We start from the raw sequence: 16,545 nt of genomic DNA, 5'->3' as shown, positions 1-16,545 counted from the left end.
GCCACAAGCCGACAGTGCTCCCGCGTCTCAAGACCGGACATCGCCAAAATCCAGCGGGGCGGGCCGTTTGCGCGCTCCTGGAGTCGGGCTGACGCCCCAAGACCAGACATTGCTTGAGATCACGGAAAACGGACAACCGCCGGGACACGCTGTGGGCCGTCGCCAACACCACCGAAGTGCGCATGGCTGACGCTCCAGCCATCGATTCCCGCCCGAAAGCAATTGGGCGCACGTTTCCGCTCTCCGTGTCCTGGGTTGACATGAGGGGCTCAAGAAACATACCAACCAATATGTATGATATTTGATCCGGACATCGAATGACTCAGGCGAGGCGCAGGCAGGTCGACCGAAGCACCGAAACCCAGGCGCTGCTGCTTCACGCGGCGGCGGCGCTGCTGCAGGAGGTTGGCTTCTCCGGCACCACGACGGCGCTGATCGCCCGCCGGGCGGGCGTGACCACCGGCGCCCTGCACCATCACTTCGCGACCAAGGACGAGCTGATGCTGGGCGTGCTGGACCGGATGACGGAGCGGGTCCTGCACCGCATCCGGCAGCAGGACCATGTCACGCCGGACGGGCGGATCGACGTGCCCAGCCTGGTCGCCCATCTCTGGGAGATCTATGGCGATCCCGAATACTGGGCGATCTGGGAAATCATCATCGGCACCCGCGCCGACCCGGCCTTCCATGAGAAGGTCGTGGCCCATCGCCAAGAGACGATGCAGCGGGTACTGCCGCCCTGGCTCGAACGCCACGTCCTGTCCGAGGCACGGCGCCCGGAGCTGGCGGCGCTGTTCGAATTCATGCTGATCGCGATCCGGGGGCTGAGCCTCGAGCGGTTCCTCGACAAGGACGCCGCGTATTTCGAGCGCAACCTGGCGCTGCTGGCGGAGCTGGTGGACCGGAAGCTCGCAAACCTGGCCGGGAGCACCTGACCGGCACCTGACCACAAGAATCAACAGGGGGCATCATGAGCGAGAGACTTCACGCCGGGGCGGCCGGCGCAACCCTAGCCGGACCGGCGGCCACCGGGCGGGTCCGGACTCTGGTCGGCGGGGCGATCGGGCATTTCATCGAATGGTACGACTGGTCGATCTACGGCATCCTGGCGGGCATTTTCGCGGCACAGATATTCCCGGCGGATGACGCGACGGCATCACTGATCGCCAGCTTCTCGGCCTTCGCCATCGGGTTCCTCGGCCGGCCGATCGGCGCCTTCGTGCTGTCGCCGCTGGCCGATAAATACGGCCGCCGCACGATGCTGTCCGCGACCATCATTATGGCCGGCATCGGCGGCCTGGTGATCGCGCTCTGCCCGACCTATGCGCAGATCGGCATCGCCGCGCCGATCCTGATCGTCGCGGCAAGGCTGCTGCAGGGCTTTTCGGCCGGCGGCGAATACCAGATCGCCATCACCTTCCTCAACGAACATGCCGGCAGCCGCAACCGGGCCTTCGGCGCATCGCCGCAACAGCTTTCAATCGGCCTGTCGGTCTTGGCGGCGACAGGCGTCGCGAGCCTGACGACGTCGTCCCTGACGCCGGAGGCCCTGGCATCCTGGGGCTGGCGCGTGCCGTTCCTGCTCGGCGCGGCGATGTCGCTGTTCGGCCTATATCTGCGCCGCGGTCTGGCGGAGACGCCCGCCTTCGAGAAGACCGGGCCGGGACACGGTGTCAGCGCCGTCTCGATCCTGGCCTCCATCGCGAAGTTCCCGAAGGAGGTGTTCATCGTCTTCGTCGTGCAGCTGAACGGCCTGCAGTACTACCTGTGGATGATCTTTCTGCCGACCTACGCCAACCTGGCCGGCGGGCTGGACCGCACCTCCGGATTCGTCGGCGGCATCCTGGCCAGTATCGCCTACTGCATCGGCGTGCCGGTCTTCGCCTTCGTCTCGGACCGCATCGGCCGCAAGCCCTTCCTGATCGGCGCCGCGGTCGCCTTCCTGCTGTTCACCTATCCGCTGCTGTCGATGCTGGCGGTCCCGGCCCTGGGCTTCGACACTTTCGCTTTCGTCGCCGTGGTCGGCGCCATCTTCGTCTCGCTGAACAACGCGGTGCTGGGCACGGTCTTCGCCGAGCTGTTCCCCACCCGGGTGCGCGCCTCGGGCATCGGCATCCCCTACGCCGTCTGCGGCGCCATCTTCGGCGGCACCGCCCCGATGGTCGCGACCTGGCTGCAGGAAGCCGGCGGCCCGCTCTACATCTCCCTCTACGTGATGCTGGTCTGCGTCATCACGCTGGCCACCCACCTCCTTCTGACCCCCGAAACGCGAGGCCGGTCGCTGGACTGACCGCCCTGCCTCAACTGCTTTCCCAGAGGCCCCAGATGCTCGTCATCCATCATCCGGACCAGGCGCTGCACGATCCAGAGCAGGTCTTCCGCACCGGCCGGTTCATCGACCAGCCGGACCGGGCGGAGCGGTACCGGATCTTCCTCGACACCGTGCGGCAGGACCGGCACGAGATCGCCGAGGCGCCGCTGAATCGCGCCGAGGCCGTCACGGAGATCCACGAGCCGGCCTATGTCGAGTTCCTGCGAACGGTCCATGCCCGCTGGTCCGAAAACCCCGGCTACGGCCCGGTCGTGATCCCGAATGTCCATCCGACGCACCGGATGCATCGCAAGCCGACCGAGCTGCTGGGCGAGCTGGGCTGGTACAGCAACTCCACCTCCTGCCCGATCACGGCCGGGACCTGGCCCGCGATCTTCGCCGCCACCCAGGTCGCGGTCCATGGCGCCGAACGGCTGGTCTCGGCCTCGGCGCCGGTCTATGCGATGTGCCGGCCGCCCGGGCACCACGCCTATCCGGACCTGATGACCGGCGTCTGCTACCTGAACAACGCGGCGATCGCCGCGCACCAGCTGACCAAGCGCTTCGGCAAGGTCGCGATCGTCGACATCGACGTGCATCACTGCAACGGCACCCAGTTCATCTTCTGGGAGCGACCGGACGTGCTGGTCTGCTCGATCCATATCGATCCCAGGCTGTCCGCCCCCTACTATGCCGGCCATGCCGACGAGACCGGCGACGGGGCGGGGGCCGGGCTGAACTTCAACCAGCCGCTGCCTTGGGCCACCCCAGATCCGGTCTGGATCGAGGCGATCGACGCCGCGGTCGGGAAGGTCCGAGGCTTCGCCCCGGGTGCCCTGGTCGTGTCGCTCGGCTTCGATGCCGGCGAGCATGACCCGGTGGCGACCTTCAAGATCACCGATGCCGGCTTCGCCGAGGCCGCACGGCGGCTGGCGGCGCTGACGTTGCCGACCCTGCTGGTGCAGGAGGGCGGCTATCTCAGCCCCTCCCTCGGCGGCTATCTGCGCAGCTTCCTGCGCACCTTCGAAGACCGGTCGATCTGACACCTCCAGCGAAAGGCAGCCCCATGGACGCTTTGCCCGCCCTGCGCACCGGAACGCCCCGTTCGGAGCGCGGTTTCATCACCCCCGTCGAAGGCATCGAGATCCCGTTCGGCCTGATCGAGGGCCGGACGCCGGGGCCGACCTTGCTGGTGACCGCGGGGGTGCACGGCTCGGAGTACTGCTCGATCGAGGCGGCGTTGCGGCTGATCGGACGGGATCCTGCCGGGCTCACGGGCACGATCCTCGTCCTGCCGACCCTGAATCCCACCGGCTTCCGCCGGCGCAGCATCTATGTGATGCCGGAGGACGGCCGCAATCTGAACCGGATCTTCCCGGGCAAGCCGGACGGCAGCCTGAGCGAGAGGCTAGCCGACTGGCTGGTGACGAAGATCTACCCGCAGGCCGACGCCTATCTCGACCTGCACGGCGGCGATCTGAGCGAGGCGCTGGCGCCATTCTCGCTGTTTCCCGCGGGCAGCGACGCCTCGCAGGCGCTGGCGGTCGCCTTCGGCCTGCCGGTCGCGGTCGCGGCGGGCGGCGAAGGCTATACCATCAACGCGGCGGGGCGGCTCGGCGTGCCGAGCCTCATCGCCGAGGTCGGCGGCAATGGCGTGTGGGACGAGGCCGGCGTCGCCGCGCTGACGGCCGGCATCGACCGGGTGCTGCATCATCTGGGCATGGTCGCCGGGCCGGTGCCGGCGGCCCCGCAGGAACGGCCGCAGATGGTGAAAATGTGGGTTCCCGCCGCCGGCGCGGACGGGCTGTGGTATCCGGCGAAGGAGATCGGGCAGACGGTCGCCGCTGGTGACGTCCTCGGTGAGATCCGGGACATCTTCGGGTCGGTGCAGGAAACTATCGACTCGAAGCAAGGGGGCTTCGTCCTGTATCGCCTCAGCAGCCTGGCCGTGAACCGCGGCGAAGCCCTGCTCGGCGTGGGAACGCCGATCGGAGACATCCGGCCTTGACCGGATGCTCGCTTCGCCAGTTCGGTTGGGGAGCACCGGGGGACACGATCACACCGCAAGAGCTGGCGAACGGTTATGAGGCCACCGCATCCGCGTGACGGGTCAGGAACATTGGGCCGACGCCGATGCGGGTGCGCCCCCCTTCGTCCCGAGCCGACAGCTCGAGCGTCTCGCCCTCGTAGAGGATCCCCTGCACGCGCCAGCTGCCATCCGGCAATTGCTCACAGTCATGGGTGCAGAAATACTCGATCAGGCATTTCAGCCGGCCGTCGGCGTAGAATAGGTGCGTCGGGTCGAAGTCCGGGCCGTACACGCCGAGACGCGGCCGGCAGCGTCGCGCGTTCGCGCCTCAGGTCTGCGATTGGCGGAATGCCCCCCTTTCCGTCCTTCCCCCGCCAGCACAGCCAGGCGGGACCGGCCATAAGCCGTCGTTGCGTCAGCGGCTCCGAAGCGGACCTCGACCAGATTCGCTGCAATCAGTTGCTGCCGGGCCTCTAGACGATCCACAGACACCCGGAAGCGGACGTGGCTCGGCCCTCCCGTGAGCGGACGTTGGCCGGGCCGACTAGCGGAAATGACCGAAAGCGATCCGAGGCCGAACTCTCGCCCGTCTCGGTTGAACGGCCGCTCCGAGATGCCTTGCCGAGTCATAGCGTTGTGCACTGTGTCCGCCGGAGAGGCGCCGTGCTGCTGGATAGGCCGGGGTCGGATGGTGTCTATCCGACGACCGCCGGAAGCGCGCGGCACAAGCGGAGCGGGACATACCAGAGCTCTCGCCAGCGCCTCCACCGTCCAGGACTGGCCCCGGTGGCTCGTCGAGGGCAGGCAGCCTCAGCGTCCCTGCGCGTCGCGCCAGGCGCGGTACTCGGCCTCCGCCTCCTTGGTGAGCGGATAATATTTCCGGAGATCGCCGCCCTGCGACAGGCGGATGCGTGTGAACTCCTCCCATTCCGTGTGCTGGCCGGCGATCTCGACCAGCTTCGGCGCCAACCCGATCGGCACGACGACCACACCATCATCGTCGGCCACGATGATGTCGCCGGGAATCACCAGCACGTTCGAGCAGGCGACCGGGACGTTCACCGCGAACGGGATGATGCTGGTCTGGGCATGATAATTCGGGGTCACGTCGCGAACCCAGATGCCGAGGTCGAGCTCGGCGGCCGCGGCCGAATCCCGGATGCAGCCATCGACCACGACGCCCACCCCGCCCCGCCCGGCGAAAAAGGTCAGCATCATCTCGCCGAAGATGCCGCTGCCGAGATCGCCCCGCGCGTCGACGACGATGACGTCGCCGGGCTGGGTCGGATACATCACGTGCCGGTGCAGCTGCAGCTCGGGATTGCCGTACTCCGCCGCGCCGTAGAGGTCCTCCCGCTTCGGCATGCATTGCAGCGTCAGCGCCGGTCCGGCGATCGTCCGGCCCTTCTTGAGCGGCCGCGGCCCGCGGATCTGCGCGTCGCGGATGCCGAGATGCTGGGCGAGCTCGCTCGACAGCGTCGCGGTGCCGATCGCGGCCAGCGCATCGCACAGCGCGCGCGGCGGGCGCGCAATATCCTTGATCTCGATCGTGGTCACTCTCGTCTCCATCGGAAGGCTGCCGCGCAGGCGGCGGCAGGGGAATGGCTCAGCGAGCCTCGGGGTCGCCGAAGCCGTCGATCATGTTGGCGCGCAGATAGTCGAGGTTCATGGTGATGCCGAGACCGGGCTCGCGGCCGAGGTGAATCCGCCCGCCCGAATTGTCGACCGGCCTCTCGATCAGCCTGTCGTAGTGCGACAGGTCGCAGTCGCCGGTCTCGATCCGGTAGAAGTTCGGGACGGTCATCATGACATGGGCGCCGGCAGTCACATTGATCGGGCCGCTGGCGTCATGCGGGCTGACCGGGACGTAATAGGCCTCGGCGAGCGTGGCGATCTTCTTCAGTTCGCTGATGCCGCCGGTCCAGGTGACGTCGGGCATCAGATAGTCGGCCAGCTCCTTCTCGAGGATCGGCACGACCTCCCAGCGCGTGTGCAGCCTCTCGCCGACCGAGATGGCGGCGGAGACCTTCTCCCGCACCTGGCGCAGCGCGTGATAGCTCTCGACCGGCACCGGCTCCTCGAACCAGTCGATCTGGCCGGCCTCCTCCAGCGCCCGGCAGAGCCGGATCGCCGTCGGCACGTCGAAGCGGCCATGCGCGTCGATCAGGATCTCGATGTCCGGTCCGGCGGTCTCCCGGATCAGCGCGGTGAGCTCGGCGGCCTCACGCTCGCCCCTCTTGGACAGATAGCCATCGAGATAGCCATGCGGATCGCCCGACCGCCCCTCATAGGGCGGGAACGGATCGAACTTGATGGCCGTGTGCCCGGAATCGAGGATCCGCCGGATCTCGGCGATGACCCCATCCTTCGACGTGAATCTCGACTGGTCCGGATGGGTGTAGATCAGCACATCGTCGCGCACCGGCCCGCCGAGCAGCTCGTAGATCGGCAGCCCACGCGCCTTTCCGACGATGTCCCACAGCGCGATGTCGATGCCGCTGACGACATGCGAGGCCGCGCCGCGCGACCCCATATAGGTGAAGGAGCGGAAGGTCTTGTGCCAGAGCTGCTCGATCCGGGTCGGATCGTCGCCGACGAGCAGATCGTTGAGCTGGCGCAGGATCGCGGCGACGGCGCGGTTGGCCGGCCGGGTCGTGGTCGTGATCTCGCCCCAGCCGGAGATGCCCTCATCCGTCCGGACCTCGACGAAGAGGTACTCGCCCCAGTAGGAGCGCTCCACCTTCACCAGCCACGGCACAATCCTCGTAATCTTCATCGTTCTCTCCTCAGCCGCGCACGGCGCCCGACATCAAGCCCTTCACCAGCAGTCCCTGTGCGAACCAGACGAAGATCAGGGTCGGGATCACCATCAGCACCCCGGCCGCCGACATCGCGCCCCAGTCGATGCCGAACTGGGAGACGAAGTTGGTGAGGCCGACAGGCAGTGTCTGCGCCGCCTCGGAGGATGAGAGGGTCAGCGCGACCAGAAGGTCGTTCCAGGTGAACAGGAAGGTGATCACCGCCGTGGCGCCGACCCCCGGCGCGATCAGCGGCGACACGATCTGCACCAGAAGGCGCAGCGTGCCCGCGCCGTCGATCTTCGCCGATTCCTCGAGTTCCCGGGGCACGTCCTGGATGAAGCCCATCAGCAGCCAGATCGCGACCGGCAGCTTCGCGGCGGTGTGGGTGAGCACCAGCGCCGTCAGCGTGTCGAGCAGGCCGATCGAGGCGAACACCGCGAACAGCGGGATGGCCAGCGCGACCACCGGGATCATGCGCATGATCAGCAGGACGGTGAGGACGACCCTCGCCCCGGGCAGCCGGAAGCGCGATAGCGCATAGGCGCAGGGCACGCCCAGCAGGATCACCAGCACCACGGTCGCCACCGACACGATGATCGTGTTCCAGAGATAGTCGTCGAGCCCGTACTGGCTGAAGACCGCGATGTACTGGCCGAACGTCACCGCTTCCGGGAACACCCGGACCGGCATGGCGAAAATGTCCGCCGAGCCGCGCAGCGAGGTGAGCACGAGCCAGACCAGCGGAAAGATCGTCAGCAGGATCGTCCCGAGCAGGACGACATAGCGGGCCGCGAGGCCGAGGTCGCGGCGGCGGCGCGCATGATGGCAGCGGCCGCGGACCGCTTCGTCGACAACGGCGCCGGTCATGTTCCCCTTCCCAGTTTCCGCCGCGCCAGGGGCACGCCGTACAGGAGTCCGAGCAGCAGCAGAGACAGGAACAGCGCGATGTAGGAAACCGCCGCCGCATGGCCGAACGCCCCGCCCTGGAAGGCCAGGAGATAGGCATTGACGGTGATGAGATTGGTCGCGCCGCCGGGCCCGCCCTGCGTCATCAGCCAGATGACGTCGAAGGTCCGGAAGGTGTCGATGATGCGGAGCATCAGCGCGATCATGATGACCGGCCGCAGCAGCGGCAGGGTGATGTGCCGGAAGATCGCCCAGGGCGAGGCGCCATCGACCTTCGCCGCCTCGATCGGATCCTGCGGCAGCGACTGCAGCCCGGCCAGGAAGAGCAGCACGAGCAGCGGGGTGTTCTGCCAGATGTCGGCCATCATCACCGAGGCGAGCGCCCAGTGGGGGTCGGACAGCCAAGGCGCCTCGGGCAGGCCGAGAAAGCGCAGCACGGCGTTGACCAGGCCGTACTGGCCGTTGAAAAGCCAGCGGAAATTGAGGCCGACCACGGCCGGGGCGATCATCGGCGGCACCAGCAGCAGCGTGCGGGCGAGCCGCAGGCCGCGCAGGCGCCCGTTCACCAGCACGGCGACACCGATGCCGGCCGCCACCTCGATGCTGATGGTGATCACCGAGAAGACCAGCTGGACCCGCAGCGATTGCTGCAGGCCCAGATTGGTCAGCATGTCGCGATAGTTCGACAGGCCGATGAAGCTCTGCGACGGGGCGGACAGGTCCCATCGGTAGAAGCTCATCACGAAGGAGTAGCCCAGCGGGTAGATCAGGATCGCGATCATCGCGATCAGGGCCGGGCTGGCGAGGAGGTAGCCTGTTCGCCAGGACGGGGCCAGCGGCGATCCTCGCCACCGGCGCCCCGCCGGTCGGGCCGCGGCTGTCATGCTAGTCGTAGGCCCCCGCCTGGGTCATGATCTGCAGCGCCTCGGCGGCGGCCTGGTTGAGCGCGTCCTCCGGCGTGGCTTGGTTGCTGAGCGCCCGCTCGATGGTCGCGAACATCAGCGTGCAGACGCGTGAGAAGCCGGGCAGCTTGGGCCATTCCTTGCCGGTGGCGATCGTCTGCTCGAGCTGGGACAGCCACTCCGCCTTGGCGCCGCTCGCCTGCGCCACCACCTGCTTCGCAACCGAAATCCGGCTCGGGAAGTTCGAGAATTCGTTGAAGTTCAGGAGCTGTGCCTCCGGGCTCACCGTATACTTGATGAACTCGACCGCCGGATCCTTGCGCTTCGACAGGCTGTTGAGCGCCATGGCGTGCGAGATGGCGCAGGAGATCGCCGCCTTGTTCCGGATATACGGCGCGGTCGACCACTTGCCGACGACCTTCGACGTCTCCGGATTGGACAGCGTGGCGAACGCCCCCGGCCAATCGAAGGTGGACATGACGGCACCTGAGGAGAACTGGGTCGAGTTCTCGTTCCACTGGTAGGAGACCGCATCCGGCGGCACGACCTTCCACTTATGGATCAGGTCGCGATAGTAGGTCAGCGCCTCAATGCCCGGCGCGGCGTTGAACGAGGGCTTGTTGTTCTCGTCGACCCAGTCGCCGCCGGCCTGCCACAGCAGGTCGCTGAATGTGCGCTGCGCCGGATCGCCCTGGCCGGGCACGACGAGGCCGTAATAGCCGTTCCCCGTGAGCTTGCGGCTGACATCGACCAGCTCATCCCAGGTCGCCGCCGGCTTCAGTCCGTGCTCGGCATAGATGTCGGACCGGTAATATTGCGTCCGGGAATCCATGTTGCGCGGGATCGCCGCGAGGCCCTTGGTCTTGGGGGAAATCAGATAGTCGACCCCGACCTGGTAGAAATCCTTCAGCTCATCCGCCGAAAAATAGTCATTCAGCGGGGCAAAGTAGTTGAAGAAGGAATCGATCTGCGCCGTGTGCGTGCTGAACACGTCGTAGAGATCGCTGCGGGCGGCGCCGAGGGTGACCACCTTCGTCGTCAACGGCGTGAATTCGAGCAGGTCGTACTTGACCCGGATGCCGGTCTTCTGGGTGAAGTCGCCGACGATCTTCTCCCAGTATTTCGGGTAGAGAGGGCCGCCGGTGATCAGCAGGGCCCTGATCTCGTCTCCCGCCGCCGCCCGCGCGATATGAGGGGCCGCAAGCGTGGTGGCGCCGAGCAGGGTCGCGGACCCGCCCAGGAACCGGCGTCTCGAAACCATGAAAGGCATGCCTTTCCCTCCCTTTGCATCGTTGATGGTTCTCCGAAACCGCGATCGCCCTCCGGCGATGATGGGATTTCCGATGATGCTCGGCCTCGATCGCCCGACGGCGCGGGGGCCGGGCACGGCTCACCGCATCGGACGGAGCACGGGCCGCGAATGTCTCTGAGGTCGCATCGTTCCTCCCCGCCATGCGAAGGGCAGCGCGAGTCTGGGGCGGCTGCAAGCAGCTCTTATCTACTTATCGACTCGTCTGATAAGTGAATGCTACCGTCGGGACCGAGCGGAGGTCAATAGGGCCTCCGGATTTTAGGCGGCCTGAAGCGGGAACGGCAGGTGCCGCGACGCGAACCACCTTGCCGGCTCGCCGACGGGTTGTTGCAGGAGCCGGCTTGCGCCATGAAGATGGCTGGCGAGCGTTCGCGGAGGCTGGCTCGGCGGCGAAGGCAATGGAGAGGAGGGGCGGGCATGAGCATTGACCAGGCGGAAGGCGCCTCGTGAAGGAAAAGGTTCAGCTCCGGACACTGCCGACCCAGGTCGCCGGCCTCCTGATCCAGCGGATCGCCACCAACGCCTTCCCCGACGGGCTCGTCCCCTCGGAGCTGCAGATCCTGACGGAATTCGGCGTCTCCCGCGCCGTTGCGCGCGAGGCGCTGAAGATCCTCGGCTCCCTCGATATGGTCGAGATCGCGCAAGGGCGCCGCGTGACGGTTCGGCCCATCGCCGAATGGGACTACCTCAATCCGCTGCTGATCGAGTGGCTGCCGCCCGAGCAGGTCCGGGAGCTGCTGCTTGAGCTGCACGACTCGCGCGTCATCCTGGAGCCGGCCATCGCCGCCGAAGCCGCCCGCAGCCTCTCCGGCGAGGATCTGGCCCGGCTTCAGGACCTTCTCGACGGCATGTCGCGCGCCCACGACGACCCCGACCGTTACATCCAGCTCGATCTCGAATTCCACATGGAGATCTGCCGGGCGACGCGAAACCGGATCCTCGATCGCTTCATGTTCTCGTCGCGGTGGTGGCAATCGGCCGCCCGCCGGATCAGCAACCAGGCGCCGCGCGCCCTGCCGATCGCCACCGAGCAGCACCGGTCGATCTATGAAGCGCTTGTGGCGCGCGATCCGAAGCGTGCCGAGGCCGCAATGCGCGTGCATCTCGAGGCCAACAAGGCCAATTTCCTGATCGAGGAGCAGCTGCCGGAGGTCGCCGGGTCGCCCCTCTGACCGTCCGCCCCGATGTGCCGCCGCCGCTTCCCCTTCAGTACGGCATTCTTGCCTGGATTGCATCCAGGCGCTTGTCAGATAAGCTAATAAGTATATACGCTGCAGAATGCTTCGGCCGAGGGACATCGGCCGCCATTCGCGGGAGGAAGACATGCAGCAGCGGCGTCTGGGGTCGTCGCCCGTATCCGTTTCGGAGATCGGGCTCGGCACCTGGGGTATGTCAGGGGCGTTTTGGGGGGCTGCGGACGACGCCGAGTCGATCCGCGTCATCCACCGCGCCCTCGAGCTCGGCGTCACGCTGATCGACACGGCGGAGGCCTATGGCAACGGCCATTCCGAGGAGGTGCTCGGCAAGGCCCTGGCCGGCCGGCGCGACAAGGCGGTGATCGCCACCAAGGTCGCCCCCAATCACCTCGACCCCGCCGATCTCCTCAACGCGTTCGAAGGATCGCTGCGGCGCCTCCAGACCGATCATGTGGATGTCTATTTCATCCACTGGCCGCACCCCGACTACCCGATCGGCGACACGATGGCCGCGCTCGAAACGCTGCGGGACCAGGGGAAGATCCGCGCGATCGGCGTCTCGAATTTCGGCGTGAAGGAGATCGAGAGCGCCAGCGCGCATGGCACGATCGACGTGCTGCAGCCGCCCTACAACATGCTGTGGCGCGAGATCGAGGCCGAGGTCCTGCCCTATTGCCGCAGCCACGATATCGGGATCATCCCCTATAGCGGCCTCGCCCAGGGGCTGCTGACCGGGACGCTCTCCCGCGACACCAAATTCGCTGAGGGGGACGAGCGGCCCACCACCGTCCTGTTCCAGCCGGGCATCTACGAGAAGGCGGTCGACGCCGTCGACGCGCTCCGCCCGATCGCCGCGAAATACGGCAGGTCCGTTCCCCAGCTCGCCGTGCAGTGGCTGACGAGCCGGCCGGGTGTGAGCTCCCCGCTGCTCGGCGCGCGGACGGTGCGGGAGATCGAGGAGAATGCGGGCAGCGTCGGCTGGACCATCGCGCCGGAGGATGTCGCCGCCATCGACGGCCTGACGAAGGCCGTCTGGGCCGAGATCTCGGACAAGGGCGACATGTTCGGGTACTGGGTCCGCCACCACCGGCCGAGGCAGCAGGCCCGCTGACGGGCCCGCATCCAGCACACCTCCGCGTCCAGACCTGATCCAGCAGGCCGCGCGCCGTCATCGGCGCGGCCTGGGCTCAAGACCTGCCCGCAAGCGACGACAGCCAAGGGAGACATGCATGAAGATCATCGACATCAAGACCGCCGTTGTCGCCTATCACGGGCACGCCACGCTGGTCCGCATCGACACCGACGAAGGGATCTATGGCATCGGCGAGGCCAATCCGGATGCGGGCGCCGCCGCGATCGTCGGCCTGATCTCGGAGCTGAAGCACGAGCTGATCGGCGAGGATCCGCGCAATGTCGAGTATTGCTGGGACAAGCTGCGCCGTGCGCACGTCTTCTCCGGCGCGCAGTCGGGCGTGTTCCTGATCGCGCTGTCCGGCATCGAGATCGCGCTCTGGGACCTGGCGGCCAAGGCGGCGGGCCAGCCGCTGTACCGGATGATGGGCGGCAAGTACCGCGACCGGATCCGCCTCTACGCCGATTGCGGCGATGGCGACGATGCCGACGGCTCGCCGGCGGGCTGCGCCGCGCGGGCGAAGCGCATGGTCGCGGAAGGCTTCACCGCGCTGAAGTTCGACATCGACAATCTGCGCCACCCGGCGAAGTTCGATGCGATGAACCATACGGCGAACGCCGCCGAGATCCGCACCATGGTGCAGCGGGTGCAGGCGGTGCGCGAGGCGATCGGCCCCGACATCGATCTGTGCATCGACCTGCACGCCCGCTACGACGTGCCGAGCGCCTGCCGCATCGCCTGGGAGATGGAGCAATTCAACCTGCTCTGGCTCGAGGAGCCGATACCGGCCGAGAATGTCGACGCCCTGCGCCAGGTCCGCGCCCGCAGCCGGACCCCCATCTGCATCGGCGAGAACCTGTATATGCGCTGGGGCTTCCGCGAGCTGATGCAGCAGCAGGTGGCCGACGTGATCATGCCCGATGTGCCGAAATGCGGCGGGCTCGCCGAAAGCAAGAAGATCGCCAATCTCGCCGAGATCTACTACCTGCCCTTCGCGCCGCACCTGGTCTCGACCCCGATCGGGACGATGGCGACCTGCCACACCTGCGCCGCCGTTCCGAACTTCCTCGTGCTGGAATGGCATGCGCTCGAGGAACGCGCCGTCTGGGACAGCTACGTCAAGCCGCCCGCGGGCGCGACGTCGATCGTCGAGAACGGACATATCCGCATCCCCGAGACGCCGGGCATCGGTGTCGAGCTGGACATGGACGGTGTGCGCCGGCACGCCGTCGCCGGATACGGCATCTTCGAATGACGGGCGCGGCTGGCTGACCGCCGCTGGTCGCGTCGGCCGGCTGCTCCGCGCAACAAGGCCGGCACCCGCCGGCGCGGGGCCGGACGGCAGACCGTGACAGGGAGGAAGAGCTTATGGGCAAGCGGGTCATCTTCACCGGCGGCAGCGGCAAGGCCGGCCGGCACGTCGTCCCCTACCTGCAGCAGCGCGGCCACCAAGTCCTGAACCTCGACCGCGTGCCGCTCGACCTGCCCGGCGTGAACACGCTGATCGTCGATCTCGCCGACAGCGGACAAACCTTCAACGCGCTTTCGACCCATTTCGGGTTCGATGAGTATTTTGCGGGAGGCGGCCGGGCTCCCGTCGATGCTGTCGTGCACTTCGCCGCGATCCCGCGGATCTTCATGGTGCCTGACAACACCATGTTCGCGACCAACGTCCTGTCGACCTACAACGTGCTGGAGGCGGCGACCAAGCTCGGCATCCGCAAGGTGATCATCGCCTCGAGCGAGACCGTCTACGGCGTCTGCTTCGCCGAGGGCGACCGGGACTTCAACAGCTTCCCGGTCGACGAGGAGCACGACATCGATCCGACGGACAGCTACGGCCTTTCGAAAGTTATCAGCGAGAAGATCGCCCGCTCCTTCGCCTCCCGCAGCGGGGCCGATATCTATGCGCTGCGCATCGGCAGCGTGACTCTTCCCGAAGACTACGGCCGCTTCCCCGGAAATCTCGCCGACCCGCTGTCGCGCAAGCGGGACGCCTGGAGCCATATCGACGTTCGCGACCTGGCCCAGATCGTCCATCTCTGCATCGAGAAGGACGGGCTCGGCTTCCAGGTCTTCAACGCGACAAACGACGAGATCATCGCCGATCGGCCAACGGCAGCCTTCCTCGAAGAGCATGCCCCACAGACGCCGATGACGCGTGCTTTCGACGGGTTCGAGGCGCCGCTGAGCAACAGGAAGGCGCGAGACGTTCTCGGCTTCCGGGAAGAACACAGCTGGCGCCGGCTCGTACCGAGAACATAGCGCCGGTCGCCTCCCGCCATACTGGCCGTTGAGCTGCGCGGCTCCGGCCTCACCGGAACAAGGACGCGGGACGGGAGGCGCCCTCCCGTCCCGACCGCTTCCCCGCCTGTCGCGGGCGGCGCCGCCGGTCTCCGGCTGGGGCGCGCACCGGATAGCGCCCGCGCCCAAGGCGGGCTTTCCAAGCCGCCCCTCGCCAGCATCGCGCATCGACGGGCTGTCGACGAGTCTTGCGCCCGCCGGGCGGACAATCTCGATCTGAATGCTGCTCCCAAAGGCATGCCGCCCACCGCCCTCGGCGAAGGCGGCTCCCTCCGGGGCCTCCTGGCGATCGCCTCCCTCTGTGAACTCATGCCTCGACGGCCTCCGTCTGCTCGCCGTCCACTCCCGCCCGTCACAAATATGCGATCGTTGACAGATAATATATTATCTGATCAAGATCGCATGCATCGCGCGAGTGGAACCGAGGCTGGGCTGGAGGCCTGTCACTCGATCAAGCCGTTCCCCGAGGGGGACGGGAGCGAACCGGTAGGGAGGACTCCAATGAAGATCACCGGCATAAGGCCGCTGGTTGTCGCCGCACCACCGCATCGCAACTGGATCTTCGTGAAGATCGAAACGGATCAGCCGGGACTCTACGGATGGGGTGAGGCCACCCTCGAATGGAAGACCCGCGGGGTGGTCGGTTGCCTTGAGGATTTCGAACCGATCATCGTGGGCCGGGATCCACGCAACGTCACCCAGGTGTGGGAGGCCTTGCTGAAGGCAGCCTTCTGGCCCCTGGGCGTGATCGGATTGACCGCGGCAAGCGCGATCGAGCAGGCGTTATGGGATATCAAGGGCAAGGACCTCGGCCAGCCGGTCTGGCAGCTCCTCGGGGGCCGGGTCCGTGACCGGGTGCGCGTCTACACGCATCTGGGATCGCGCAAGACCAAGCTCGACCGCTCGGCACGCGATATCAAGAATTACTGCGAATCGGCAATCGAGATCAAGGAAGCGGGCTATACCGCGCTGAAATTCGGACCTGTGCCCTACACGCATTACGACACGCTGCTGCCCGAGGTGAAGCATACCGGAAAGCTGCTGGAAGCCGTGCGGGAGACGGTCGGCGACGACATGGACATCCTGCTCGACTTTCACGGCCGGCCGTCCTCAATTGGTGCTGCGATCGCCTATATCGAGGCCGTCACGCCGGCTCGCCCGATGTTCGTCGAGGAGCCGATCCAGCCGGGCGATCCCGAGGCGATGCGCATGATCGCGCAGAAGGTCGATTGCCCGATCGCAACCGGGGAGCGTCTTCTGACCCACAAGGAGTTCGAGGATCTCTGCAATCTGAAGGCCGTGACCTACGTCCAGCCCGATCTGTGCCATTGCGGCGGCTTCACCGTCGGCAAGAGCATCGCGGCGACCGCCGCGGCCAACTACATGGGCGTCTGCCCCCACAACCCGATGGGCCCCGTTGCCGGCATGGTCGGGCTCCACTTCGGGGTCGCTGTGCCCAATTTCGTCATCCTGGAGGAGATCGGAGGGGCCATCCCCTGGTACGACGATGTCGTTCAGGCCTCGATTCATCGCTCCCACGGCTTCTGGGAAATCCCGACGTCCCCCGGCCTCGGCGTCGAGATCAACGAGCGGGAAGCCGCGCGCCATCCTTTCCAGCAGGAAACCGTCGCGGGCCTCGAGGCCATGGTGTC

The 16,545-nt window shown here is 66.8% G+C and carries 15 protein-coding genes; 9 read left to right on the top strand and 6 right to left on the bottom strand.

The genetic code is table 11. The annotated features are described in order from the left end of the window. Positions 1-317 precede the first annotated feature (317 nt). Genes P409_RS36135 through P409_RS09020 form a run of 4 tightly spaced genes read left to right on the top strand, consistent with a single transcriptional unit; the run spans position 318 to position 4,319 of the window. Positions 318-935, top strand: a complete 618-nt coding sequence (locus P409_RS36135; RefSeq protein ID WP_052120239.1) for a TetR/AcrR family transcriptional regulator — start codon at positions 318-320, stop codon at positions 933-935. 35 nt (positions 936-970) lie between these two features. Continuing rightward, positions 971-2,290 carry an MFS transporter gene (locus P409_RS09030; protein WP_034834479.1) on the top strand — a complete coding sequence of 440 codons (1,320 nt, stop codon included), beginning with the start codon at positions 971-973 and terminating at the stop codon, positions 2,288-2,290. Positions 2,291-2,325: 35 nt separating this feature from the next. Beyond that, positions 2,326-3,354 carry a histone deacetylase family protein gene (locus P409_RS09025; protein ID WP_034834476.1) on the top strand — a complete coding sequence of 343 codons (1,029 nt, stop codon included), beginning with the start codon at positions 2,326-2,328 and terminating at the stop codon, positions 3,352-3,354. 32 nt (positions 3,355-3,386) lie between these two features. Continuing rightward, positions 3,387-4,319, top strand: coding sequence for a succinylglutamate desuccinylase/aspartoacylase family protein (locus tag P409_RS09020; RefSeq protein WP_161790367.1), 933 nt, complete (start codon positions 3,387-3,389; stop codon positions 4,317-4,319). A 73-nt stretch (positions 4,320-4,392) separates the two neighbouring features. Here P409_RS09020 and P409_RS09015 read toward each other — a convergent pair whose 3' ends face one another. From P409_RS09015 to P409_RS08990, 6 genes are all read right to left on the bottom strand, one after another. Beyond that, positions 4,393-4,632, bottom strand: coding sequence for a hypothetical protein (locus P409_RS09015; RefSeq protein ID WP_034834472.1), 240 nt, complete (start codon positions 4,630-4,632; stop codon positions 4,393-4,395). Between the two features lie 518 nt (positions 4,633-5,150). Further along, positions 5,151-5,897 carry an RraA family protein gene (locus P409_RS09010; RefSeq protein ID WP_202964609.1) on the bottom strand — a complete coding sequence of 249 codons (747 nt, stop codon included), beginning with the start codon at positions 5,895-5,897 and terminating at the stop codon, positions 5,151-5,153. A 49-nt stretch (positions 5,898-5,946) separates the two neighbouring features. After that, on the bottom strand, positions 5,947-7,116 hold the full coding sequence (locus P409_RS09005; protein WP_034834470.1) for a mandelate racemase/muconate lactonizing enzyme family protein: 1,170 nt from the start codon (positions 7,114-7,116) through the stop codon (positions 5,947-5,949). A gap of 10 nt (positions 7,117-7,126) precedes the next feature. Continuing rightward, a complete protein-coding gene (locus P409_RS09000) occupies positions 7,127-8,008 on the bottom strand; it encodes a carbohydrate ABC transporter permease (protein WP_052120237.1) in 882 nt (293 codons plus the stop codon). Beyond that, positions 8,005-8,931 (bottom strand): carbohydrate ABC transporter permease, encoded by a 927-nt coding sequence (locus tag P409_RS08995; RefSeq protein WP_081991379.1) that lies wholly within the window; start codon positions 8,929-8,931, stop codon positions 8,005-8,007. The genes P409_RS09000 and P409_RS08995 overlap by 4 nt, the downstream gene beginning before the upstream one ends. Position 8,932: 1 nt before the next feature. Next, positions 8,933-10,219 (bottom strand): ABC transporter substrate-binding protein, encoded by a 1,287-nt coding sequence (locus P409_RS08990; protein ID WP_034834469.1) that lies wholly within the window; start codon positions 10,217-10,219, stop codon positions 8,933-8,935. 488 nt (positions 10,220-10,707) lie between these two features. Here P409_RS08990 and P409_RS08985 point away from each other — a divergent pair, with 488 nt between their 5' ends. From P409_RS08985 to P409_RS08965, 5 genes are all read left to right on the top strand, one after another. Next, a complete protein-coding gene (locus P409_RS08985; RefSeq protein WP_152613303.1) occupies positions 10,708-11,433 on the top strand; it encodes a FadR/GntR family transcriptional regulator in 726 nt (241 codons plus the stop codon). A gap of 151 nt (positions 11,434-11,584) precedes the next feature. Further along, positions 11,585-12,568 carry an aldo/keto reductase gene (locus P409_RS08980; RefSeq protein ID WP_034834468.1) on the top strand — a complete coding sequence of 328 codons (984 nt, stop codon included), beginning with the start codon at positions 11,585-11,587 and terminating at the stop codon, positions 12,566-12,568. Between the two features lie 118 nt (positions 12,569-12,686). Next, positions 12,687-13,844: a mandelate racemase/muconate lactonizing enzyme family protein gene (locus P409_RS08975; protein ID WP_034834466.1), complete on the top strand. Its 1,158-nt coding sequence runs from the start codon at positions 12,687-12,689 to the stop codon at positions 13,842-13,844. 113 nt (positions 13,845-13,957) lie between these two features. Continuing rightward, positions 13,958-14,854 (top strand): NAD-dependent epimerase/dehydratase family protein, encoded by an 897-nt coding sequence (locus P409_RS08970; RefSeq protein WP_034834464.1) that lies wholly within the window; start codon positions 13,958-13,960, stop codon positions 14,852-14,854. Between the two features lie 540 nt (positions 14,855-15,394). Continuing rightward, a partial coding sequence (locus P409_RS08965) for an enolase C-terminal domain-like protein (RefSeq protein ID WP_034834463.1) occupies positions 15,395-16,545 on the top strand: 1,151 nt, incomplete at its 3' end.

Source organism: Inquilinus limosus MP06, assembly GCF_000767795.1.
In the GTDB taxonomy this organism is placed as follows: Bacteria; Pseudomonadota; Alphaproteobacteria; order DSM-16000; family Inquilinaceae; genus Inquilinus; species Inquilinus limosus_E.
This window is presented reverse-complemented; position numbering and strand designations above follow the sequence as displayed.